General features: G+C 56.9%; 15 protein-coding genes. 7 read left to right on the top strand and 8 right to left on the bottom strand.

Translation table 11 applies throughout. From position 1 onward, the window contains the following. Positions 1-231: 231 nt before the first annotated feature. From C7123_RS12475 to C7123_RS12445, 7 genes are all read left to right on the top strand, one after another. On the top strand, positions 232-2,805 hold the full coding sequence (locus C7123_RS12475) for a DUF5686 and carboxypeptidase-like regulatory domain-containing protein (RefSeq protein ID WP_069175277.1): 2,574 nt from the start codon (positions 232-234) through the stop codon (positions 2,803-2,805). A 40-nt stretch (positions 2,806-2,845) separates the two neighbouring features. Beyond that, positions 2,846-3,424 (top strand): hypothetical protein, encoded by a 579-nt coding sequence (locus C7123_RS12470; protein ID WP_069175276.1) that lies wholly within the window; start codon positions 2,846-2,848, stop codon positions 3,422-3,424. Between the two features lie 143 nt (positions 3,425-3,567). Then, complete coding sequence (gene ileS, locus C7123_RS12465; RefSeq protein ID WP_069175275.1) at positions 3,568-7,032, top strand: isoleucine--tRNA ligase; 3,465 nt, start codon at positions 3,568-3,570, stop codon at positions 7,030-7,032. A gap of 71 nt (positions 7,033-7,103) precedes the next feature. After that, the gene (locus C7123_RS12460) at positions 7,104-7,484 is read left to right on the top strand and encodes a TraR/DksA family transcriptional regulator (RefSeq protein WP_037984848.1); all 381 of its coding nucleotides are present in this window, start codon (positions 7,104-7,106) and stop codon (positions 7,482-7,484) included. After that, positions 7,481-8,131: a lipoprotein signal peptidase gene (locus C7123_RS12455; RefSeq protein WP_069175274.1), complete on the top strand. Its 651-nt coding sequence runs from the start codon at positions 7,481-7,483 to the stop codon at positions 8,129-8,131. The genes C7123_RS12460 and C7123_RS12455 overlap by 4 nt, the downstream gene beginning before the upstream one ends. Positions 8,132-8,151: 20 nt before the next feature. Further along, positions 8,152-8,952 carry a DUF4296 domain-containing protein gene (locus C7123_RS12450; RefSeq protein ID WP_037997677.1) on the top strand — a complete coding sequence of 267 codons (801 nt, stop codon included), beginning with the start codon at positions 8,152-8,154 and terminating at the stop codon, positions 8,950-8,952. Positions 8,953-9,385: 433 nt separating this feature from the next. Next, the gene (locus tag C7123_RS12445) at positions 9,386-10,090 is read left to right on the top strand and encodes a nitroreductase (protein ID WP_069175273.1); all 705 of its coding nucleotides are present in this window, start codon (positions 9,386-9,388) and stop codon (positions 10,088-10,090) included. 94 nt (positions 10,091-10,184) lie between these two features. On the opposite strand, the gene C7123_RS12440 is transcribed toward C7123_RS12445, so the two are convergent. The 8 genes from C7123_RS12440 to C7123_RS12405 all read right to left on the bottom strand — a co-directional run bounded on the left by C7123_RS12440 (position 10,185) and on the right by C7123_RS12405 (position 22,486). Then, entirely contained in the window at positions 10,185-11,633 is a 1,449-nt protein-coding gene (locus tag C7123_RS12440) for a flotillin family protein (RefSeq protein ID WP_069175272.1), read from the bottom strand. Positions 11,634-11,682: 49 nt separating this feature from the next. Beyond that, complete coding sequence (locus C7123_RS12435; protein WP_069175271.1) at positions 11,683-12,030, bottom strand: VOC family protein; 348 nt, start codon at positions 12,028-12,030, stop codon at positions 11,683-11,685. 20 nt (positions 12,031-12,050) lie between these two features. Continuing rightward, entirely contained in the window at positions 12,051-12,632 is a 582-nt protein-coding gene (locus C7123_RS12430; RefSeq protein WP_069175270.1) for a hypothetical protein, read from the bottom strand. A gap of 582 nt (positions 12,633-13,214) precedes the next feature. After that, entirely contained in the window at positions 13,215-15,413 is a 2,199-nt protein-coding gene (locus tag C7123_RS12425; RefSeq protein ID WP_069175269.1) for a S9 family peptidase, read from the bottom strand. A 139-nt stretch (positions 15,414-15,552) separates the two neighbouring features. Continuing rightward, on the bottom strand, positions 15,553-17,823 hold the full coding sequence (locus C7123_RS12420) for a TonB-dependent receptor (RefSeq protein WP_069175268.1): 2,271 nt from the start codon (positions 17,821-17,823) through the stop codon (positions 15,553-15,555). A 128-nt stretch (positions 17,824-17,951) separates the two neighbouring features. Beyond that, the gene (locus tag C7123_RS12415) at positions 17,952-19,223 is read right to left on the bottom strand and encodes a M64 family metallopeptidase (RefSeq protein ID WP_069175267.1); all 1,272 of its coding nucleotides are present in this window, start codon (positions 19,221-19,223) and stop codon (positions 17,952-17,954) included. Positions 19,224-19,970: 747 nt separating this feature from the next. Beyond that, entirely contained in the window at positions 19,971-20,714 is a 744-nt protein-coding gene (locus tag C7123_RS12410) for an HmuY family protein (RefSeq protein ID WP_069175266.1), read from the bottom strand. A gap of 188 nt (positions 20,715-20,902) precedes the next feature. After that, complete coding sequence (locus C7123_RS12405) at positions 20,903-22,486, bottom strand: SusD/RagB family nutrient-binding outer membrane lipoprotein (protein ID WP_069175265.1); 1,584 nt, start codon at positions 22,484-22,486, stop codon at positions 20,903-20,905. Positions 22,487-22,506: the final 20 nt, after the last annotated feature.

Here is a 22,506-nt window from a genome sequence, read left to right as displayed (position 1 = left end):
TTCTTCTCTCTGAGTTCGGCCGCAAAGGTAGAGGGTGAATAAGACTTAGATTTTTTTCTAAGCACTGAAATTGCTGATTTCAGGGTCATGCCAAAAAACATAGCCCCCGGTCGCATTTTCTATTCTTCCTTTCTCTATTTATGTCCGTATGCTTACAAATCCCCACGCCCTCGAATGAAAAGCTCGACTTTCGCGACCCATTTTTTCTGATCCTCTACCCATTGATCCAAAATGACAAGAAGAATTTTCTGCGCTCTGCTCATGCTTCTGGGGCTCTGTGGCCCGTGGACGACACGAACGCAGGCGCAACACACGGTGCACGTCGAGGGTATCGTAAAAGACTCCGTCACAGGTGAGGCGCTGCCGGCCGTCGCCGTGATGCTGAAAGGAACGACCATCGGTACCGTCACCGACAACAACGGCCGCTTCACCCTCGAGGCTGAATCCGCCGCACGGACCCTCAGCGTCTCGTATTTGGGATACGAAACTTATGAGCGCTCCCTTAGCGGCACGAACCGCCTCACCATTCGGCTCCAGCCCATGACGTACACGCTGAATGATGTTGTGGTGCGGCCCGGACACGAGCGTTACTCCCGTCGCAACCAGGCGGTGGACTTCGTCCGGAACGTGATCGAACGCCGCGAGCTTAATGCCCCTCGCAACCACGACTACTTCAGCTTCAGCACTTACGACCGTAAGATTTTCGCCAAAAACGACTTCGAGGAGGCCGAGGAGCGCGGCAAGAAGCGTTACCGTCGCATCGACTTCATCTTCGACTATATCGATACCTCGCACGTCTCCGGAAAGCCCATCCTGCCGCTCTACAACGAGGAAGTGATCGAACAGACCTACTTCCGCCGCACGCCGCGCACGGAGCGTCGCTTGGTGCAGGGCGTCAAGCGGGCGGGGCTCGTAGAGATCTTCTCTGAGGACGGCATCACGCAGTTCGTCAATGAGGTGTTCCGTGAGCCGGACGTCTTTCAGGACAACATTCCCCTCTTCCTCCAGCGCTTCGTCAGTCCGCTGGCCTCCTTCGGCCCTACCTTTTATAAGTACTATCTCACGGACACCGTCGAGATCGATGGCGAGCGCTGTGCCGACCTCAGCTTCGTGCCCTTCAACGCCGAATCGTTTGGCTTCACAGGCCACCTCTACGTCACGCTCGACTCCACCTACTTCGTCCGCCGCGTCCGCCTGAATGTGCCTAAACACATCAATCTGAACTACGTCGACTTCATGCAGATTGAGCAGGATTTCCGCCGCACCGACGACGGCACACGGCTCATCCTCAAGAACGACATCACGGTCGAGTTCCGCCTCCATGCCAAGAGCAAGGGCACCTATGCGCGTCGCATCTGCCTCTACCGCAACCAATCGTTCCGGGCGCCCGACGACTCGTCCGTCTTTCGCGAAAACAACCCCGTGATGGAGACCGAGGAGGCACGCCGCCGGTCGGACGACTACTGGCAGCAGCAACGCGCGCAGCAGGGCGACAGCACCAGCGACGCCACCCGCCAGACGTCGGTCGAGCGAATGATGGCCCAGCTGCGGCGCGTCCCCGTCTTCTACTGGACGGAGAAGGTGGCCAGCGCACTGATCGGCGGCTACGTGCAGCCGATGGAGAAGAATAGCCCCGTGGAGTTCGGCCCGGTCAACACCTTCATCAGTGGCAACGTCCTCGAGGGGGCCCGCTATCGCTTCGGTGGAACAACGACCACGGCCCTCAGCAACCGCTTCTTCATCGATGGTTACGCGGCCTACGGGGCGGGCGACAGGAAGCTGAAGGGTGACATTTTGGCCGAATATTCCTTCAACAAGAAGCGCAACTTCCGCAAGGAATTCCCCTTCCATTACCTACGCGCCGAGTATCGTTACGACATCAATCAGATCGGCCAACACTACCTCTACACCAACCCCGACAACATCTTTATGATGCCCAAGCGTCGCCGCAACGACCTCATCACCTACATGCGCAACGCCGAGCTGAGCTACTACCATGAGCATTACAACGGCCTCGGCTATGGCCTCACCCTGCGCCACCGCACCGAGTGGGCCACCCGCTACGTGCCTTTCCAGCGCTTCCTTCCCGACGCCACCACCGTGCCCGTAAAGAGCTATCAATCGGCACAGTTAGAGGTCAGCATACGCTGGGCGCCCAACGAAAAGTTCTACCAGTCGCGCAACTACCGCTATCCCATCACGCTCGACGCGCCCATCATCACCCTCACCCACACGCTGGCCCGCCGCGGCATCCTCGGCACCGAGCATAATTACAACCGCACCGAGCTCGGCGTCCGCAAGCGCTTCTGGCTCTCGCCCTTTGGCTACATCGACCTCTACGGCCAGGCGGGCGCCGTCTGGAATCGTGTGCCCTACCCGCTACTGATCATTCCGAATGCCAACTTGTCATACTCCATCGAGCCCGAGAGCTACGCCCTAATGGATCCGATGGAGTTCATCAACGACCGCTTCGTCTCCTGGGAAGCCACCTACTTTCTTAATGGCGCGCTGCTCAACCGCCTGCCGCTCCTCAAGCGCCTGCAACTGCGCGAGGTCGTTGCCTTCCGCGGCTGGTACGGCACGCTCACGGATAAGAACAACCCCTTCCTCGCCGACAACGCCGGCCTCTACGCCTTCCCCTCGAACACCTACCTCATGGGCCGCCGTCCCTACATGGAGCTAAGCGTCGGCCTCGACAACATCTTCAAGCTCGTCCGCGTGGACTACGTCTGGCGCCTCTCCTACCGCGACCACCCGCACACGCCCAACAGCGGCGTCCGCTTCAAGGTGCAATTCTCGTTTTGAGGCACTGTTTGGGCGCAGGGGCGTTCATTCACTCGGCAGAATGTCTGCCGGCATACTCATGGGGTGTGATAGTCGCGGCAGAATGTCTGCCGGCACGATCATGGGGTGTGATAGTCGCGGCAGAATGTCTGCCGGCGTACTCATGGGGTGTGATAGTCGCGGCAGAATGTCTGCCAGCACGATCATGGGGTGTGATAGTCGCGGCAGAATGTCTGCCGGCACGATCATGGGGTGTGATGGTCGCGGCAGAATGTCTGCCGACGTACTCATGGGGTGTGATAGCCTCGGCAGAATGTCTGCCGGCACGATCATGGGGTGTGATGGTCGCGGCAGAATGTCTGCCGGCACGATCATGGGGTGTGATAGCCCCGGCGACACTGTCGCCAGCATGATCATGGGGTATGGTAGCCCCGGCGACACTGTCGCCAGCACGATCATGGGGTGTAGTAGCCCCGGCGACACTGTCGCCAGCACGATCATGGGGTATGGTAGCCCCGGCGACACTGTCGCCAGCATGATCATGGGGTGTGGTAGCCCCGGCGACACTGTCGCCGGCACGATCATGGGGTGTGATAGCCCCGGCGACACTGTCGCCAGCACGATCATGCCTTGGGCGTAGCTATATAGCCCATCCAAATCACTGGCTCCAAGCCGCAATAAGCCACCCGTCGGGGGCCACTTCTCACCTTTTTCAATTCACTCGAAAGATTACTTTTGCGGCGATTTTCCAAGAAGATAACAGATTAAGTAGATATACGCAAGATGAAGAATCGATTTGCCGAGTATGATTCATTCGATTTGTCGGAGATCAATCGTGAAGTGTTGAAGAAGTGGCAAGAGGGCGACCTCTTCCACAAGAGCCTATCTATACGTACGGGAGCGCCTGATTTCGTGTTCTACGAGGGCCCGCCCTCGGCCAACGGCATGCCGGGCATCCACCACGTCATCGCCCGCACGATCAAAGACATCTTCTGCCGATACAAAACGATGAAAGGCTTCCGCGTCGATCGCAAAGCCGGTTGGGACACCCACGGACTGCCCGTGGAGCTCGGCGTCGAAAAAGAATTAGGCATCACCAAAGAGGACATCGGGCGCAAGGTCAGCGTGGCCGAATACAACGCCGCCTGCCGCAAGAACGTGATGACCTACACCAAGGAGTGGGAAGACCTCACGCAGCAGATGGGCTACTGGGTCGACATGGAGCACCCCTACATCACCTACGACAACCGCTACATCGAAACCCTTTGGTACCTGCTCAAGGCCCTCTACGAAAAAGGACTCCTCTATAAAGGATACACCATACAACCCTACTCGCCTGCGGCGGGCACGGGGCTCAGCTCGCACGAGCTGAACCAGCCCGGTTGCTACCGCGACGTGAAGGATACGACCGTGACGGCGCAGTTCCGGGCCGTAAAGCCCGAGCAGCTCGCCAACGACTTCCAGAGAAGTGTGTTCGCCGGCAGTGACGCGCCGTCGGACGTTTATTTTCTTGCGTGGACCACAACGCCGTGGACGTTATCATCGAATACGGCGCTGTGCGTCGGCGCAGACATCGACTACGTGGCTGTTCGCTCCTTCAACCCCTACACGGGCGCCCCAAACACCTACATCTTGGCCGAGGCACGCCTCGCGGCTTACTTCAACCCCAAGGCCGCAGACATGCCCCTCAGCGCCTACAAGCCGGGCGACAAACTGATCCCTTACGAGGTGATCGGCCGATGCAAAGGCCGCGACCTTGTCGGGCTCTCTTACGAGCAACTCATCCCTTGGTTCAACCCCGGCGACGGTGCCTTCCGCCTCATCTCCGACAGTTACGTCACGACGGAAGATGGTACAGGCATCGTGCACATCGCTCCCACCTTTGGTGCTGACGACGCCCGCGTGGGTAAAGCCTTCGGCATCCCACCGTTGCAACTTGTCGATAAGGCTGGAAATCTTCGCCCAGCCGTCGACCTCAAGGGGCGCTTCTATCGCCTCGAAGACCTCGACGAGACCTACGTGAAGGAGCGCGTAAACACAGCCTTATATAAGGAATACGCAGGGCGCTACGTGAAGAACGATTACGATCCCGCCCTCACCAACCCCAACGACAAGGATCCGCTCGACGTCGACCTCTGTGTCATGCTCAAGCAGCAGGGGCAGGCTTTCAAGATCGAGAAATACGTGCACAACTATCCGCACTGCTGGCGCACCGATAAGTCCATCCTTTACTATCCGCTTGACAGCTGGTTTATCCGCACCACCGCCTGCCGCGATCGCATGATCGAGCTCAACAACACGATCAACTGGAAGCCACAAAGCACAGGCACGGGTCGCTTCGGCAAATGGCTCGAGAACTTGCAAGATTGGAACCTGAGCCGTAGCCGCTATTGGGGCACGCCGCTGCCCATTTGGCGCACGGAAGACAATGCGGAAGAGAAGTGCATCGGCTCCGTCAGCGAACTCTACGCCGAGATCGAACGCTCCGTTGAAGCGGGCTTCATGAAGAGCAATCCCTATAAGGACAACGGCTTCGTGCCCGATACTTACACGGCCGAGAATTACGACCGTATCGACCTGCATCGCCCTTACGTGGACGACATCGTGCTCGTCTCCCCCACAGGGCGCCCGATGAAGCGTGAGACGGACCTCATCGACGTATGGTTCGACTCCGGCGCCATGCCTTACGCACAGATCCATTATCCGTTCGAGAATAAGGAGGCCTTCGACGCACGCAAAGTCTACCCCGCTGACTTTATCGCCGAAGGGGTCGACCAGACACGTGGCTGGTTCTTCACGCTCCATGCACTGGGCACCATGCTCTTCGATAGTGTGGCCTTCAAAAACGTTGTCTCCAACGGCCTCGTGCTCGATAAGAATGGCAACAAGATGTCCAAGCGCCTCGGCAACGCCGTCGATCCGTTTGCGACCATTCGGCAGTACGGCTCCGATCCGCTGCGCTGGTACATGATCACGAACGCCTCGCCGTGGGACAACCTGAAATTCGATCCAGACGGTGTCGAAGAGATGCGTCGCAAGTTCTTCGGCACCTTATACAATACGTACTCCTTCTTTGCCCTCTACGCCAATGTCGACGGCTTCACCTACAGCGAGCCAGACGTGCCGATGGCCGAGCGCCCGGAGATCGATCGTTGGATCTTGTCACTGCTCCACTCGCTCGTTAAGGACGTGGACGGCTATCTGAATACGTACGATCCGACCCGCGCGGGCCGTGCCATAGCGGACTTCATCAACGACCACCTGAGTAACTGGTACGTGCGGCTCAATCGTCGACGTTTCTGGGGCGGCGGCATGACAACCGATAAGTTGTCGGCTTATCAGACGCTCTATACCTGCTTGGAGACGGTGGCCAAGTTGATGGCGCCCATCGCACCCTTCTATGCCGATCGTCTCTATGGCGACCTGATCGCCGTGACGGGACGCGAGAGCGCCGAATCGGTGCATTTGGCCGACTTCCCCGTGTGCGACGAGGCGATGATCGATAAGGAGTTGGAGGAACGGATGCAGATCGCACAGGACATCTCTTCGATGACGTTGGCGCTGCGTCGGAAGGTGAATATCAAGGTGCGCCAACCCCTGCACACCCTGCTCGTCTCTGCTGTCGACGAACATCAGCGCGCAGCCGTGGAGGCGGTGCAGGACATCATCCTGAACGAGGTCAACGTGAAGGAGCTGAAGTTCGCCGATGCCGGATCGAACATCCTTGTGAAGAAGGTGAAGCCCGACTTCAAGAAGCTCGGCCCACGTTACGGCAAGGTGATGAAGGCACTCGCGGCGGCTATCCAAGCGATGACACAAGCGGAGATCGCCACGTTCGAACGCGACGGATCGTTCACCTTCCCCATCGAAGGCAACGCCTGCACGGTGCTGACGGACGACGTGGAGATCATCTCCGAGGACATCCCCGGATGGCTCGTAGCCAATGAAGGTCGCTTGACTATTGCGCTCGACATCACGGTGACGGACGAGTTGCGCCGCGAGGGACTTGCTCGCGAGTTGGTGAACCGCTTACAGAACCTGCGCAAGAGCAGCGGATTGGAAATCACGGATCATATCCGCGTTACCCTCGCTCCGGCAGAAGAGATGGAGGGCGTGCTCGAAACGTATGGCGACTATATCCGTCGGCAGGTGTTGGCCGATGCCATAACCACCACGGAACGCTCTGCCAACATGACGGACTTGGAGTTTGACGACTTCCAACTGCCCGTCAAGATCGAGAAGGTGTAACCACACACTCACGGAATAAACAGTAGAACAACAGGAAACGAAACATTATATCAATCAAGGAGACTGGAGTCATGGCTGAGAAAACACGATACTCGGATGCGGAGCTCGAGGAGTTTCGCACCATCATTATGGAGAAGTTAGATAAGGCAAAGAGGGATTACGACCTCCTGCGCGAAGGCATTTCCAACTCGGAAGGCAATGATGTATCCGACACCTCGCCCACGTTTAAGGTGATGGAAGAGGGTGCCTCGACACTCTCGAAAGAGGAAGTCGGACGGTTGGCGCAGCGCCAGATGAAGTTCATTCAGAACCTGCAAGCGGCATTGATCCGTATCGAAAACAAGACCTACGGCATCTGTCGTGAGACGGGCAAACTGATCTCGAAAGAACGACTGCGGGCGGTGCCCCACGCCACATTGAGCATCGAAGCCAAACAAAGCGGCGTGAAATGAACGAACAGACACGAGCAACTAAGGCTTGGGGAGCAGCGGCGATCATCCTGCTGCTCCTTTTTTTGGACCAAGCCTTCAAGATTTGGGTGAAGACGCACATGACGTTGGGTGAGAGCATCACCATCTTCCCTTGGTTCCAACTCTATTTCACGGAGAACCCCGGCATGGCGTTCGGCATGGAGTTCTTCAACAAACTCGTCCTCTCCGTCTTCCGCATCGTGGCCGTGGTGGGCATCGGCTACTACTTGGTGCAACTCATTCGGAAGGAGTACCCCATGGGCTACATCGTCTGCATCGCCATGATCTTCGCGGGCGCCCTGGGGAACATCATCGACAGCGTCTTCTACGGCGTCATCTTCAATCACAGCTATGGGCAGGTGGCCACACTAATGCCCGCGAGCGGCGGCTACGCACCCCTGTTGCACGGTAAAGTCGTGGACATGCTCTACTTCCCGCTGATCGAGACCACACTGCCCGCGTGGGTGCCCATCTTCGGTGGGCAGGAGTTCGTCTTCTTTCGGCCCATTTTCAACCTGGCCGATTCGAGCATCTGCGTCGGTGTCTTCCTGCTGCTCATCTTCCACAGCCGTACGCTGAGCTTCAGCCTTTCTAAGAAACCCTCCTCCTCGAAGGACGAAAAAGAATAGTCCCCCTCCCCCATTCTTACATGACTATCTCCGGATTTCAGACCTTCCTTGTAGTGAGTCTGTCGGCCCTCATCGGCCTTTCGGCGTGCAGCCATACGCCCGAGGGTGTGCTCACAGAAAAGCAGATGCGTGACGTGATGATCGACCTCTACACCGCCGAGGCGATGATCTACGACGAACCCCAGCGTTACGAGACCTTCGAACAGCGACGCGCACTCTTCAACGATGTTTTCGCCAAACACCACCTCACCGAAGCCCAGTATGACAGCTCGTTGATGTGGTACGGCCGCAACTTGGACCTTTACATGGGCGTCTGTGACATGGCGCTCGAGGAGGTGGACCGCCGACTGAAATCGGCCGGTAGTGAGGTCAGCAGCGACGTGACCGTCCGACGGTCGTCGAGCCCCGCCACTCCGGATCTCTGGTCGGGCAAGCGTTACTACGCCTTCTCTCCCAGCGACCTTTCGGACCGCGTCGTGTTTGAAACCTCGCCCGGTGGCGGGGCGCACGCTACGGCCGCTGAGTATGTGCTGGAAATGCAGATTTGGGGATTACAACCGGCTGCGAACGAGCGGATCGTGGTTAGCCTGCGCGCCGATGTGGAAAACGATTCCACCCTCATCCAGCGTGACACGATCACCGCCGACGGCCCGCATCGCGTTGCGCTCATCAATCCGCCCGGCAACTATGTGCGGCGCATCTATGGCTACCTGCGCGTGATTGCCCCCTCGAGCAAAGTTTACGTAGACAGCCTCCGCCTCACTCCCGGCGAGTCCGTGTCCGTCGACCAACTCGAGCCCCCACTCCCACCGCTGGAATAACATGGGCACGACGTGGGGGAATGCCGCTTTTTGCTCGTCGTCATGTCGCATTCCGGCGCCGCTGGCACGCAGGCTTCCCAAAATGTCGCATGACGGCGCCGCTGGCACGCAGGCTTCCCAAAATGTCGCATTCTGGCGCCGCTGGCTCACAGGCTCCCCAGAATGTCGCATGACGGCGCCGCTGGCACGCAGGCTTCTCAAAATGTCGCATGACGGCGTCGCTGGCACGCAGGCTTCCCAGAATGTCGCATGACGGCATCGCTGGCACGCAGGCTTCCCAAAATGTCGCATGACGGCGCCCATCTCTTACGTAGGACCCACGTTTAGAAGAAGGATCAGTTGGCGGGCTTGTCATTCGGCCTCCTCCGGCTGGAAATTTCACCGATAACAACCGAGGGCTTGTGCCCTCATCATTATTTATAGCACAAACGAAATGAAGTATTCAAACAAGACGTGGAGAGCGTGCGCTCTCTGCATGTTGGCTGCCCTCGCGATGACAACGGGCTGCCAAAACAAGCCGGCAGAAACGGCTGACTCAACGAATGCTGCCACGGATTCGGTCGTGGCCGAAAGCCCACTGGACAATGCTGTCGTCCGCGCCATCATGGATCGCCGCAGTGTGCGTAAATACAAGCCTGAACCGGTGCCGAAAGAGATGTTGGACGTCATCCTGCACTGCGGCATCAACGCCCCGAACGCCATGAACGAACAGCGGTGGGAGGTGCGTGTGACGAACAGCAAGGCCTTCATCGATGGCGTCACGAAGGTCTTTGTCGAGTCAGCCGAAAACGACGAGCGGGTGAAGAAAATGGTCGAGAATCCGGACTTCCACAACATGTTTCGCAACGCCCCGACGGTGATCTTCGTGGCCGGTAAGGCTGACGAAAAGTCGTCGCCGATCGACTGCGGACTGCTTGGCGAAAATATCATGCTGGCCGCCCAGTCGATGGGCCTCGGCACGTGTTGTCTGGGCAGTGCGGCGGGCTTCCTGAACAGCAACCCCGGCGCAGCGAACTACCTCAAGCAGCTGGCTTTCTCCGACGGCTACGAACTGCTCTACGCCATCGCCATCGGCTATCCCGACGAGTCGCCCGAGGCCAAGCCCCGCGATGCGTCGAAGATTCGCTACATCGAATAGGTCTATCGAGGCGGGAAAGAAAGACGGCCGGGTACCGGAGGCATGTGCCTCGCAGGTACCCGGCCTTCTTCTTTTAAGGGGGGATAGGTCCTTACTACTTCGCTGGCGGCGTCTCAGGCGACTTGCTGTCGGTGGGGCGCAGGGGGATCGTCGGGCGATCGGCGCCTTTGAGGTAGGTCGGCAGGTTCAGGCCGGCCATGTTGAAGAGGTCGTTGAGCGGCGGCACGGACTTCATCATGCCAGAGATAAAGTTGGCTGTCGACGTCATGCCGTTGCCGTCGGCATTGTTGCCGTCCCAGACGGTGATCTTGTCGATCTTGATGTTCTTGACGGCCTCGACCTGCGTGCGAACCAGCTCGGGCAACTTGTCCGTGATGAGCATCAGCACGGCCTTGTCCGGGTCGCCGCCGGCCGCGCGGACGAGTCGGTCGTAACCCTCGGCCTGCTTGGTGAGGAGCTCGTACGTACCGCGCGCTTCGGCGTCCATCTTGGCGAAGATGGCGTCCGCCTGACCTTTGGCTATGCGGCGCATCTTCTCGGCCTCTGCTTCGGCGTTGATGATGGCTTTCTCCTTTTCGATCTCGGCGGGCACGACCACGTTGGCCGTCTGCGTCGCCTTCTCGCGCTCAGCACGCGTCATTTCAGCCTCGCGCTCCGACTGATAAGCCTCTTGCAGGGCCTTGGCCGTCTGTACTTTCTCGGCGGCTATGGCGCGACGGGCCGCTTCGGCCTCCTTCTCACGACGCGTGGCCTCAGAGTTGGCGATGGCAATCTTGGCGTTGTTCTCACCCTCGACCGCCAGCGCGTTGGCTTCGGAGGTGCGGATACGCGTGTCACGCAGTGTCTCGGCGATGCGGATGTCTTTGTCACGGTCGGCCTCGGCCTTACCGATTTCACCGAAACGGTTCTGTTCGGCGACGCTTTTCTTGGCCTCGTTGATGGCTTTGGCGGCAGCTTCCTTACCGAGCGCCTCGATGTAGCCCGACTCGTCGCGGATGTCGGTCACGTTGACGTTGATCAGCTTCAGACCGATCTTCCGCAGCTCAGCCTCGACGTTGGCGCTGACGTTGGCCAGAAACTTGTCGCGGTCGGAGTTGATCTCCTCGATGTCCATCGTGGCGATGACGAGGCGCAGCTGACCGAAGAGGATGTCGGTGGCAATGTTTTGGATGTTGTGCGTGTTCTGGCCGAGCAGTCGTTCGGCCGCGTTGGTCATGCTCTCCGGTTCGGTGGAAATACCGACGGTGAATCGGCAGGGCACATCCACGCGGATGTTCTGCTTACTCAGCGCGTTGGTTAGGTTACACTCGATGGAGATGGGCGTGAGGTCGAGGAAGGCATAGTTCTGAAACACGGGCCAGATGAAGGCGGCGCCGCCGTGGATACAGCGTGCGGAGCTGACGCCCCCCTCTTTGTTGCGACCGGTTTTACCATAAACGACCAGGACTTTGTCCGACGGACAGCGTTTGTAACGCGAAAGGATCGATGCGAACGTCACGAAAAGGACGCCTGCGATCACTACGATTAAATATAAACTGGGCATAAGCTATTGAATTAAGATTGTTTCGAATGATTGCTGATGATACGGTTTGTCACGCTTTATAATCGGTTATTCCTAACCGGTTGCCCGATGGATCCTCAAACTCGACGGCCCAACCCGTTTGGATTGGGAAGGGCTCGGAGAGGAATCGGACACCTCTCTCTTTCATTTTGGCATACTCGGCGGCCACATCTTCTACCTCTATCCACAAAGCCGGTTTGGCATCCGGGAATCGCGCCGTATCCTTGAGGATAAGTGCTGGCTCGTCGTCGCCGATACGATAGGCCACCATGCCCATAGAGGAAAAATCAAACTTCACTGCCAACCCCAACACTTCGGCATAAAAGTGTTTGGTCGCTTCAAAATCCTTTGCGGGGAAGAAATAATTATCTGTTTTCATAGGATGGATGATGATGTAAACTATATTTTCTCCACCAGCACCGTGTGTCCGTTCAGGACGGCGACGACGCGGATGGGAGCTTCGTTCGGCAGGCGATCGCCGTCGGTCATGGCGTTGTACTCGCGGATGGCGCTGCGGACGGTGATTTGCACTTTGCCTTCGCCCGTGCGGCCGGCCGGAATGGTCAGGTAGACCGACCCCTTGCAGCCGACGAGCGCCTCCGGCTCGATGGTGCCCGACTGCTGCATGCCGCTCATCCACTTAAATAGGTACATCACGACGCAGACGAGCAACACGCCGACCACCACGCCGCCGACGAGCATCAGGGAGGTGCTCTCCGTCGAGGCACGCAGGGCGATGGCCGTCCAGCTGAAGCCGAGCATGAAATTGATCAGGTTCCGAAACGTGAAGAGTTGGAAGGGGGTCGATTCGCCCGCGCCATCGGCGGACATGTCGCCGTCGAAATCGCCGTCGAAATTCGTTTCCGAATCCATCCCCACGAACGTCATGATACTTTGAATGATGAACACCGCCGACGCGACAATGGCGATGCCCCAAAGGGTTTGCATAAACGGATCCAAGGATCCCCACCAGGTTTGCATAGGTCTTCTGTTTTTAGATCGTTAAAAAATCACGGGCAAACGTAATGAATAAGCCCTGAAAATCGCATGGCCAATCGGAAATGGGTGATCCCATCAATAAATGAACACTCATCCCCAAGCTGCCGATCCGAAAATACAAGCAGAGAAGCGGGATCTGCGGTCGGTGCGTTAAAATACTTAACAGATCACCCATTGACAGCAGTCAGAGGCATGCCAAACGCATTTTTTACCCCTCTGACAGTTGTCAATGAGCCGAAAAACGCATTTTAGGTGCCTCTGACTGCTGTCAATGGGCCGAAAAACACGTTTTGGATGCCTCTGACTGTTGTCAACGGGCCGAAAAACGCGTTTTGGATGCCGCTGCCAATAGGAAATAGGTGATCTCATAAACAACGTGAGTTAGACGAAGGAAAGAGATTCTTTATCTCTGGAGAATGTCTTTGATCGCGCACTTTGGCCATCGCGTGACTTCCATAGAAACTCTTTGCTGGCTTTATTCTTTCGTCGAACTCACCGCAAAAAAAGGGGGCGCACCACTTTCATGGAGACGCCCCCTCTAAAGATTGATCGGCTGCGCTTACGCTACTTCAGGTAATCGATGAAGTATTGCGTGATGCGCTCGTGCAGGTGTACGCTCTGATGGCCGCGCATGTTGTGCGGCTCGCCAGGGTAGACGAAGAAGTCGGGCTGTGTGCCGGCGGAGATGCATTCCTTGAGGAAGCGCAGGGCGTTCTGCGGCAAAACGACGGGGTCGTTCATGCCGATAATGATCTGCAACTTGCCCTTCAGGTTCTTGGCCTTGGGCAGTAAGGAGCCGGCCGCGTAACCCTCGGGATTGTCCTGCGGGGTGCCCATGTAGAGCTCGCCGTACTGAACTTCGTACCAATTCCAGTCGATGACCGGGCCGCCGGCCACGCCCACTTTGAAGACGTCCGGATAGGTGGTCATCAGGTTGATGGTCATGAAGCCACCGAAGCTCCAACCGTGGATGCCGAGGCGATTGGCGTCGACGTAGGGCAAGGTCTTGAGGAAATCCACGCCCTTCATCTGATCCTTCATCTCCTCGGTGCCGAGGTGGCGGTAGGTGGCCTGCTCGAAGTCGCGGCCTCGGTCGCTACTGCCACGGTTGTCGAGGACGAAGACGATGAATCCCTTCTGCGCCATGTAGGCCTCCCAGCCGCGCAGGCGATAGTGCCAATAGGCGTCGACGTTGCGCGTCATGGGGCCTCCGTAAACGTAAACGACGGTGGGATACTTCTTCGAGGCATCGAAGTCGGCGGGTTTCACCAGGCGATAGTAAAGATCCGTGCGACCGTCGGCGGCCTTGATCGTTCCGGAGGAGATCTGCGGCTCGGCGTAGTCCTTCCACGGGTTGTCGGCGGTGAAGTAACGCGTGCCTTTGTCGGTCTTCAGGTTGATAAAGTCGATATTACGCGGCACCGTTGGCTCGGCGTAGTTGTCGATGATCCATCCTCCGTCGGGCGAGAGGGCGCGGTCGTGGAAGCCGCTTGGGGAGATGATGTTGGCGTGCACGCCGCGACCATTGTCGAGTAGTGTGCGCTTGCCCGTGGCGATGTCCACGGCGTAGAGATTGCTTTGGATCGGGCTACTCTCGGCCGAGAGGATGATAGCGCGTTTCCTCGCCTTATCAAAGCCGAGCAGGTCATAAACGACGAAGTTGCCGCTGGTCAGCTGACGCAGCATCTCACCCTTGGTGTTGAAAAGGTAGAGGTGGTTGTAGCCGTCCTTCTGGCTTTGGAGGATGAACTTGTCGGCGTCCCACGGCAGGAAGGCCACGGAGGTGTAAGAAGTGATATACTTCTCGTGGCGCTCGGTGTAGAGCGTGGCACGTTTGTCGCCCGTCTCGGCGTCGTAAGCGTCGAGCGACATCTCGTTCTGCTTGCGGTTGAACTCCTTGAGGTAAATGGTCTTGCCGTCGGGGCTCCAGCCGATGTTGACGAAGTAGCGGTCTTTGGGGTTGCCCACCTTGAGGTAGATCGTCTTGTCGGACTTTACGTCGTAGACACCGATGGTCACTTCGTGGGTGGTGCGTCCGGCCATGGGATACTTCTCCGGAGCGAGCACAGCCATGCTATCCGGATCCACGTCGACGAGAGGATAATCGGGCACCATCGTTTGGTCCATGCGATAGAAGGCGAGGCGTGAGCCGTCGGGGTTCCAGAAAGTGCCTTTGTAGATGCCGAACATCTCGCGGTAAGCGGTGACGCCGTAGACCATTTCGCGGCTACCGTCGGTGGAGATCTGTCGTACCCGACCCTCACCGTCGATCACGAAAAGGTTGTGGTCGCGTACGTAGGCCGTGGCGCGTGAGGCCGGAGCAAAGTCGGTATGTTCCTGTAAGGCGGAGGCTTGACGCCAAACTACACGATGCGCTTTCCAATCGACGAGCATGCGCTCCGTGAGGTTTTCGACCAGCACGAGCGACTGTTTGGCGTAGGGGAAAGTGGCGTATCGGAGGCTCTTCACACGATGGTTATCATCCTTGGCGCCGATCCACTGGTTGATGTCGGCGAGGGTGAAGAGGCGTGTTTCGCGTCCGGTGGTTTTGTTGATCAGGGCGCAGAAGTCTGCGTCGGTACGCACGGCTTCCTCGCCCCACCAAACGATAGAGCGGTTCTGCGGCGTCATGTTGCGATAGTTCGTTCCGCCGAAGTTGAGATCCTCCAGCGTGAAGAGTTTCTTCTGTGCCGCTCCCGTCTGAGGGATAGCTGCGGCGAGGGTCATGGTGAGTGCCAATGTGAAATACGATTTGAATCTCATGATGATGGTGTGATTGATGAGAATATAAAATAGAAGCCGGTGCAAGTCTGCCGATTTCGCAGCCCTGCACCGGCCATTCTTTCTTGGGTTAATCTGCTCTCCCGCTTGTCTTAATATTCAAGCGATGGGGAGCCATTCGTTAGAATCTGACTTTCGCTCCGAACGATACGGTGAACGGACGGATGTAGGAGCCTACGGCCAGATAGTTCTCTACGTTTTTCGGCTTCAGGTCAGAGGTCGATACGCCACCACTGGCACCGCTTACGTTAAGCAGGTTGACGAAGTTGACGGAGAAGTCTACGTTCTTGTTCAGTGCGTAGCTTACGCCAGCGAAGGTGGTCCAAAGGCCATTGAACTTGAGTGTGTTCATCTTGTTGACGTAGTAGGCGCTGGAGTAGCGTGCGCTCAGCCAGATGTTGAACTTGTCGTACGTATAGCTTGGGTTCAGCTCGATGATCACGTCGCTGACGCCGGTTGTCTTCTTGTTGCTGAAGCTGGCGTGGCTCTTCGTTCCGTCTTTGAACACGGGGTCGATCTCGTAGTTCTTGTAGCGCGGATCTTGCAGGGTGAAGAGGGCGTGGAAGGTGAAGCCCTTAGCCGGTTGCAGCACCATGTCGGTGGTCCAACCAAGCGTCTGTACGTCATAGTTCACGAACACGGTGGTGAAGTCCGTCTCGTTGGTCGGGTGGTTGAACTGCGTGCGCCATTTGTAATTGGTCTGGCGAACGAACGAGAACTGCGAAGCCAATTGAATCCAAGAGTTGTTCCAGAAGATACCGGCGCGGCCTAAGTGAATGCTCACGGGGTCGAGGTTCGGTATTTCTTCACCAGCAAAGTCATAAGCGTAGGGGCGACGCATCGCGAAGACGTATTCACCCGTCAGACCGAAGCCGTCAAGCAGCGTATAGCGGCCATTGATGGCAGCAGCGGGGTTGATCCAACCCTTAGAGAAGTCAACCAATTTGCCATCCTTGATGCTCCAGTTCTCTTTACGGACGTTCTCGGGGTGGTCGGGCTTCATACCGTCCAGCTTGGGATAGGTCATGTAAGCCAGCGTGGTGAGTCCACCGATGCCGTAGTATTCCATGCGGAGACCGCCAGAGAGCCAGAGGCGATCGGTAGCCTGCCAGTCATCAGAGAAATAAAGAGCGGCCTTCTCTTCGTGCATATCCATATACTCGCCTGTCCAGTTGCAACCGGTGATGAGCTCACCCTTTTGCTTCAACCATACGGGCGATGCCTCCAAGGTGTGCACCATTGTTCCGGCACTGGAGTTAACGAACGAACGTCCCCACCAGAAGTTCATACCCGCGCGCCAGCTGTGGCGTGCAGAAGCGCGAGAGAGTTCGGCTGTCGTCATCCAGGTGGACTCGAAACCCTTATCGCGGCTCAGGTAACGCTGCAAGTATTTGCCGGTGTACTCTTCGCCTGCCTTGTGGCCCTTGGCGTCGTAGGCATAAGTGAAGCCGTCGCCCGCCTTGGCTGTACCGAGACCGTTCTGGTCCGGACGCGCCTGATCGAGGTTACCGCGACGAATCTTACTGGAAACGTAGAGCTTCAGTTTGTTGTCGAACTCATAGTCGAGGCGGGCCAAGAGGTCGTTACTGTTGTTGGCGTTGTTGTGCAGACGGAGTACGTCTTTGAACTCGCCGTCCACTACGTCGTAGTAACGATAGCGGCCATTGTTCGGCAGCAGATTGTCTCGACCCAGCTTGAAACCGGGATATTCCTTCGATGTTCCGTCGCCCACGTAGTAGTACGGGCCAATGTTGTCGAAGAAGAGGCGGGTGTTGACATGCTTATAGAGGAGGCTGAAGACGCCCTTACCGTCTTTCCAAGTCTTGGTCAGACCGGCCTTGAAGATTTCCATCTTCTCGGCGATGTCGGCGTCTTCAATCTTGATTGTTCCTGGGTCGTGATTGACGTACATACCGGCGGTGTAGCTCCATCCTTTGCCGATGGGGCCGGAGAGAGCGATGTCGAAGCGCTGCAAACCGTAGATATTGGTGTTATAGGCGGCGCGGCCTTCAAACTTCTCCGATCCGCGGCGGGTGGTGGAGAGCACGGTGTAGTTGACGGTACCATTCGTGATGGCACTTTCGCTTAGGGACGAGAGGCCGATGTGGTCATGAATGCCCATGGCGGTCCAATAGAAATAGGGCACGCCTGGCCACTCGTCATAAGTGACGGGTAGACCGTCTTCGAAAATGGTTGCTGACACACCCGAGGGCAGTCCGATTGAGATCTGTCGAGGGCGGTTGTCGTAGGAAGCATTGAGCAACACATTGCGGTTCTTCACTTCCTTGGTGTTGGGCACCGCTGCGGTGTCCTTGCTCACTTCGTCATGCTGTGCATGTGCCGCAAAGGGCAAAGCGAGCGCTGCTGATAGAATGAAAATACTGGTTTTCACGTCGTGATTACTATAAAATGATTATCTCTAATTGGTTGTGTTCTGCGATATGTTTGTGGAAGAGGGACAAAAGGAAGCCCGAGGACTCCGACAGATCTGTTCTCTCTGCCAGCCTCGGGCCTTGACCATCACTTCGTGTAGAAGTCAATTAAATGCGTGAGTGCCCGCTTACATACGGGGCAAAATTCGGGGAATTGGTTGGTGCGCATACGGCAGTCTTGGAAGGCACGATAGACGCCTTTCACGCTGTAGCCTGCGCCTTCGTAGACGCCTACTTCCATTTTGTTTTTCTCCGTGGGGATGGTGGGGATCTTCGTGCCCTTCTTGACCATGTCTTTCCACTTGCTAGCGAAGTCAACGAGTGTGGTCAGGTTCGGCTCCCACGGCTCGATGTCGTGCGGATAGAGCGGGATAAGCTCTTCTTCAAACGCGTATTCGTCGCCCAGGCCAGCGATGCTGTGGCCAAATTCGTGCACTACGACGGGCTTGAAGTATTTGTGCCGCGTGGAGGTGAGGTTGTACGAGTTGTAGATGCCACCGCCACCGTAGGTCTCGGAGTTGACCAGGACGATGATGTGTTCGTAGGGCGTTCCAGCCAGCTGGTCGTGCATGTCACGCAGGTTGAGCGTGGTCAGGTAGCGATCGCTGTAGAAGGTGTCGAAGTGCGAACCGAGTACGGTGTTTTTCCACACGCCTTTGGAGGGGACACTGGTGCCGCTCTCTTTCGATTCAGACATGACGGCGATGACGTTGAAACGGCCTTTGAGCGACTTGAAGGGCTCGTGAGCAAAAAGCGCCTCGTTGGCCTCGGTGGCGTGGGCGATAAAGTCGTCCATGTCTTCCTTGCGATACCCTTCAGCGATGTAGGCGATGTGCATACACTTATTCGTGTCTGCGGCCTGCATGAGGGTCTTGTAGGGCGTCACTTCTTTCTCGCCGATGTGCTTGATGAGGATGTCAGACGGTATCACGCGGTGGGTGTAGCTGACCAGGACGTCGAGGCGGCTGGTGCGCAGCTCCACGGTCACGTCGACCGTGTCCTTGGGCATAGGCAGGAGGAAGACGTTCTCGAACGATTTCCTCACCTGCTTGGCTTCCGGGTAGGCGAGCCACTCTTGAAAGAGGGTGGAGAAGGAGTTTTTGTAGATCACGCGACCGTCTTTCGATCGGACGGTGATGTCGCCGTTGCCCGCAGTAGGGACTTCGGCCAGGTTTTGTCGTTTGCCATACCAGCGAGGGATAGCGTTCAGTCGGATAACGGAGATCTCTTGTTTGTTGACATCTCCCGTAAAATCGTAGTCGATGCGCAATGTCCGATCTTCAAAATAGTCATTGAAGTTCTGTGCGGAAGCCGCGGTGGCTCCACAGACAATACACATGGCCAAGAGTACCTTTTTCATACGGGGCATTTGTATTTATTGCGTTAAACTTGAATTATAACTTTGCGCCAAAGGTAAAGGAAAAGCCTTCGAACAATTGCAAGAATGAATCACTGAAAAATGCGCCATAGCCCGAAACTTATCCTGCTTTCTCCTCGCAACTCACTCTCTCTCACAGCCCTTATCGGGCTTTCTCCGGTATAATAAAAATGAAGCCCAGGGCGGCGCTTCCCTCTCCCCGCAGCCTGCGGGAGACGTCCGTAGCCCTACAATTGTCTCCTGCAAACTGCGGGGAATGTTCGTAGCCCTACGAAGTATCTCCTGCAAACTGCAGGGAATGTTCGTCGCCCTACGGAGTATCTCCTGCAAGTTGCGGGAGATGTTCGTAGCCCTACAATGATCTCCTGCAACTTGCGTAGGATGTTCGTCGCCCTACGGAGTATCTCCTGCAAACTGCGGGAGATGTTCGTAGCCCTACAATCGTCTCCTGCAAGTTGCGGGGAATGTTCGTAGCCCTACAATCGTCTCCTGCAAATTGCGGGAGATGTTCGTAGCCCTACAATTGTCTCCTGCAAGTTGCGGGGAATGTTCGTAGCCCTACGGAGTATCTCCTGCAAGTTGCGGGAGATGTTCGTACATCTACGATAGGCCCAAACAAATTGCGGGAGATGTTCGCCAAGTGACGAATTGGGGCTACAAAGAAGCGGCGCCCGCCTCTCACTGTTGGAGGGGAGCGCCGCTGATGGAGTAATGGCCAGAAAAGCAGAACTATTTCGCTTGATAGACGTAGCTGAACGTCACGACGCCGTTCTTCTGCCCCGTGGCGTCACTGTAGTCCGTGAACTTCAACTTGGCGTTGGCGCCGCTCTTGAACTTCACGACGTAGACTTTTCCTGAGAGCTTGTAGGTGTAGGGCGGCATGGTGCCGGTCGGGGTGCGGATCAGCCAGCCGCCGAGGGTGGCGTTGAGGCTGGATTGAGCGGCATAGCCTACGAGGCCTTGCTGCATCTTCGACATGTCTGTGATCACGCGCGCTTTGACCACGGTATCAGGCTTGTAGCCAGCGGCGGGCAGGCTGGTCACTTTGTCCAGATCTGTCTCTGTGGTGGCAACGGCTTCGCCTGCGTTGGTCTTGACCTCAAAGCGGTGGATGGCGATGTGCCACTTGATCTTCACGTCCGACTCTGATCCCTTGGCGGGTGTTCGGTTAACCACGGAGTCGCGCTTCATACCTTTGAAGTAGACCCACTCGCTGAAGTCGCGATGTACTTCCGTCTCGCCCGTTTCGAGGTTGATGTAGGTCCAGTCGGCATAGTTCGTGGCGTCGACGGTCATCTTCTTCGTCACGCCTTGATCCGGCTTGGGTTGCGGTTGAGGCTGCGGCTGCGGTTGGGGCTGCGGTTGGGGTTGCGGCGTAGGCGTAGGTTCAGGCTTGTCATCGCCACATCCAACCATCATTGTCATACTACACGCCATGAGCGCGAGCATCATCAGGTGCTTCATTTTCATCATTTCGTCAGGTTTTTATTGGTTATTAACGGCCGCAAAAGTAGAGGCGCCTGTAGGGGGTCACAATCCCAATTAGGGGGGATTTCGGATTGGCGCAATCACCGAAATTCGGGACGCACCGAACGCAAAGCGGGCGGATCCGCTTCATTGCAGACCCGCCCGCAGACTGATTCTCGTCGTTCAATGCACCGCTACTTGTTCGCTGGATGATCATAGGGGCCGGTGCGAACGTCCCAATACATCTTGGAGTAGTAGTTGTTCGTGCCTCCTTCGAGCTTCGATACGGCAGCGTTGAAGTTCTCGCCGTTCAGCGTACTCTCGTTCGTGGGGTACTTCACGCGGGGGATGATCATCCCCTTGGTGTCGGAGAGGGGGTTGAACTTGATCGTGTTACCCTTAGGCCCGACGAGGGAGACCTCACCCGGACGAATGAGCTGGTCGGGATAGCCCGTCCGACGGATCTCGACCCAAGCCTCGGTGCCGTTCATATAGAGGTCGATGTACTTCTGGAGGGCTACGGCCTCAGCGTCCACCTTCTTCGAGACGGCGTCGACATACTTATCGAGGTCTTCGGTGGAGATGGGCTTGCCGTTCAGCGTGGTCCAATACGTGACGGAGGCGCGGACGCCCGTCTTGTATTCATCGGCCGAGAATCCTTTGTATTCACTGAGGATGAACTGCAGTTCGGCGTAAGTCATGATGGGCACAGCGAAGTCCTTGGAGAGGTGAATGGGCGGGTTGCTGTACCAACTCGGCGCTATGTTGCGATAAGCAGAAGACATATCACCGCTGGCGATGCCGAAGGGGATGCCGATGTATTTTCCATTACGCGACGTGGTGTAGACCTCCAGTCGAGGGTCTACGACGCCTGCCCAGGGGTGCGACTTCTTGTTGAGCGTATCGGGTTGCCCCTTGAGGATGTCCATGAAGGGCCGCGCAATGGTGAAGTCGTTACGCTGGGCGACGAAAAAGCCTTCGTAGAACTGGCAGTAGTCCTGCCCCGTGGTGGAATACTTGAAGACGGCGTTGTCAGCATTGCTTTCGAAGACGCCATCCTTGAGCGCCTCGGCGATGTAGGTCTTCCAGTTGCTGTCCACTTTAGAGAGGTGGATGGCCAGGCGGCACTTGAGGCTGTTGGCAAACTTCTTCCACTTCGCGGCGTCGCCCTTGTAGATGATGTCGCCACCGATGAAGGCCTTCTCCTTGACGTCGATCATCTGCGAAGCCTCGGTCAGCTCACGGATCATGGCGGCGTAGATGTCCTTCTGGTCGTCATACTTGGGGTGATAGACGTCCTGGATCAGTTTGCCAGCCTCCGAGTAGGGCACATTGCCCCACGTGTCGGTGATGATGGAGAGCATCCAGACCTTCATGATCTTGGCAGCTGCGATCTGGTTCTTGTTGTTGCCATAATTGACCGAGATGGCTGCCTTCTTCGGGTCGGTGTTAAGCTCGATGATGCGATCCATGTAGTAAAGGTTACGGTAGAAGCTATTGAAGTGACCGTTGTTCACTGATTCACGAATCTGATAGCGATCCTCCTCCGTGTAGTTGCGTTGCGCCCAATACTGGCTGTAGGTGAGGCATTGGCGGGCGCTGAACCAGTTGTCGTAGACGTCGTCCATCATGTGCTTTTGGGCGCCGCTCATCAACATGTGCGAGGGAACCTCTACGGGGTTGTTCGGGTCGACGTTCGTCGTTTCCAGCTTCTCGCACGAAAGGGCAAAGACACCAGCCACGACGGGCAGAACGAGGTATTTATATGTTGCTTTCATCACTGCAAATTCTTAGGTCG

Origin of the sequence: Tannerella serpentiformis (assembly GCF_003033925.1) — a bacterium.
GTDB lineage: Bacteria > Bacteroidota > Bacteroidia > Bacteroidales > Tannerellaceae > Tannerella > Tannerella serpentiformis.
The sequence above is the reverse complement of the archived record's forward strand: the minus strand, read 5'-3'. Positions and strand labels throughout refer to the sequence as shown.

What these genes read in the sequence shown, in the direction of transcription:
- C7123_RS12410 (WP_069175266.1), bottom strand. Translation starts at nt 20,714, where the DNA reads ATGATGAAAATGAAGCACCTGATGATGCTCGCGCTCATGGCGTGTAGT.
- C7123_RS12440 (WP_069175272.1), bottom strand. Translation starts at nt 11,633, where the DNA reads ATGCCCAGTTTATATTTAATCGTAGTGATCGCAGGCGTCCTTTTCGTG.
- C7123_RS12405 (WP_069175265.1), bottom strand. Translation starts at nt 22,486, where the DNA reads ATGAAAGCAACATATAAATACCTCGTTCTGCCCGTCGTGGCTGGTGTC.
- C7123_RS12450 (WP_037997677.1), top strand. Translation starts at nt 8,152, where the DNA reads ATGACTATCTCCGGATTTCAGACCTTCCTTGTAGTGAGTCTGTCGGCC.
- C7123_RS12470 (WP_069175276.1), top strand. Translation starts at nt 2,846, where the DNA reads ATGTCTGCCGGCATACTCATGGGGTGTGATAGTCGCGGCAGAATGTCT.
- C7123_RS12475 (WP_069175277.1), top strand. Translation starts at nt 232, where the DNA reads ATGACAAGAAGAATTTTCTGCGCTCTGCTCATGCTTCTGGGGCTCTGT.
- C7123_RS12425 (WP_069175269.1), bottom strand. Translation starts at nt 15,413, where the DNA reads ATGAGATTCAAATCGTATTTCACATTGGCACTCACCATGACCCTCGCC.
- C7123_RS12415 (WP_069175267.1), bottom strand. Translation starts at nt 19,223, where the DNA reads ATGAAAAAGGTACTCTTGGCCATGTGTATTGTCTGTGGAGCCACCGCG.
- C7123_RS12460 (WP_037984848.1), top strand. Translation starts at nt 7,104, where the DNA reads ATGGCTGAGAAAACACGATACTCGGATGCGGAGCTCGAGGAGTTTCGC.
- C7123_RS12435 (WP_069175271.1), bottom strand. Translation starts at nt 12,030, where the DNA reads ATGAAAACAGATAATTATTTCTTCCCCGCAAAGGATTTTGAAGCGACC.
- ileS (WP_069175275.1), top strand. Translation starts at nt 3,568, where the DNA reads ATGAAGAATCGATTTGCCGAGTATGATTCATTCGATTTGTCGGAGATC.
- C7123_RS12445 (WP_069175273.1), top strand. Translation starts at nt 9,386, where the DNA reads ATGAAGTATTCAAACAAGACGTGGAGAGCGTGCGCTCTCTGCATGTTG.
- C7123_RS12455 (WP_069175274.1), top strand. Translation starts at nt 7,481, where the DNA reads ATGAACGAACAGACACGAGCAACTAAGGCTTGGGGAGCAGCGGCGATC.
- C7123_RS12430 (WP_069175270.1), bottom strand. Translation starts at nt 12,632, where the DNA reads ATGCAAACCTGGTGGGGATCCTTGGATCCGTTTATGCAAACCCTTTGG.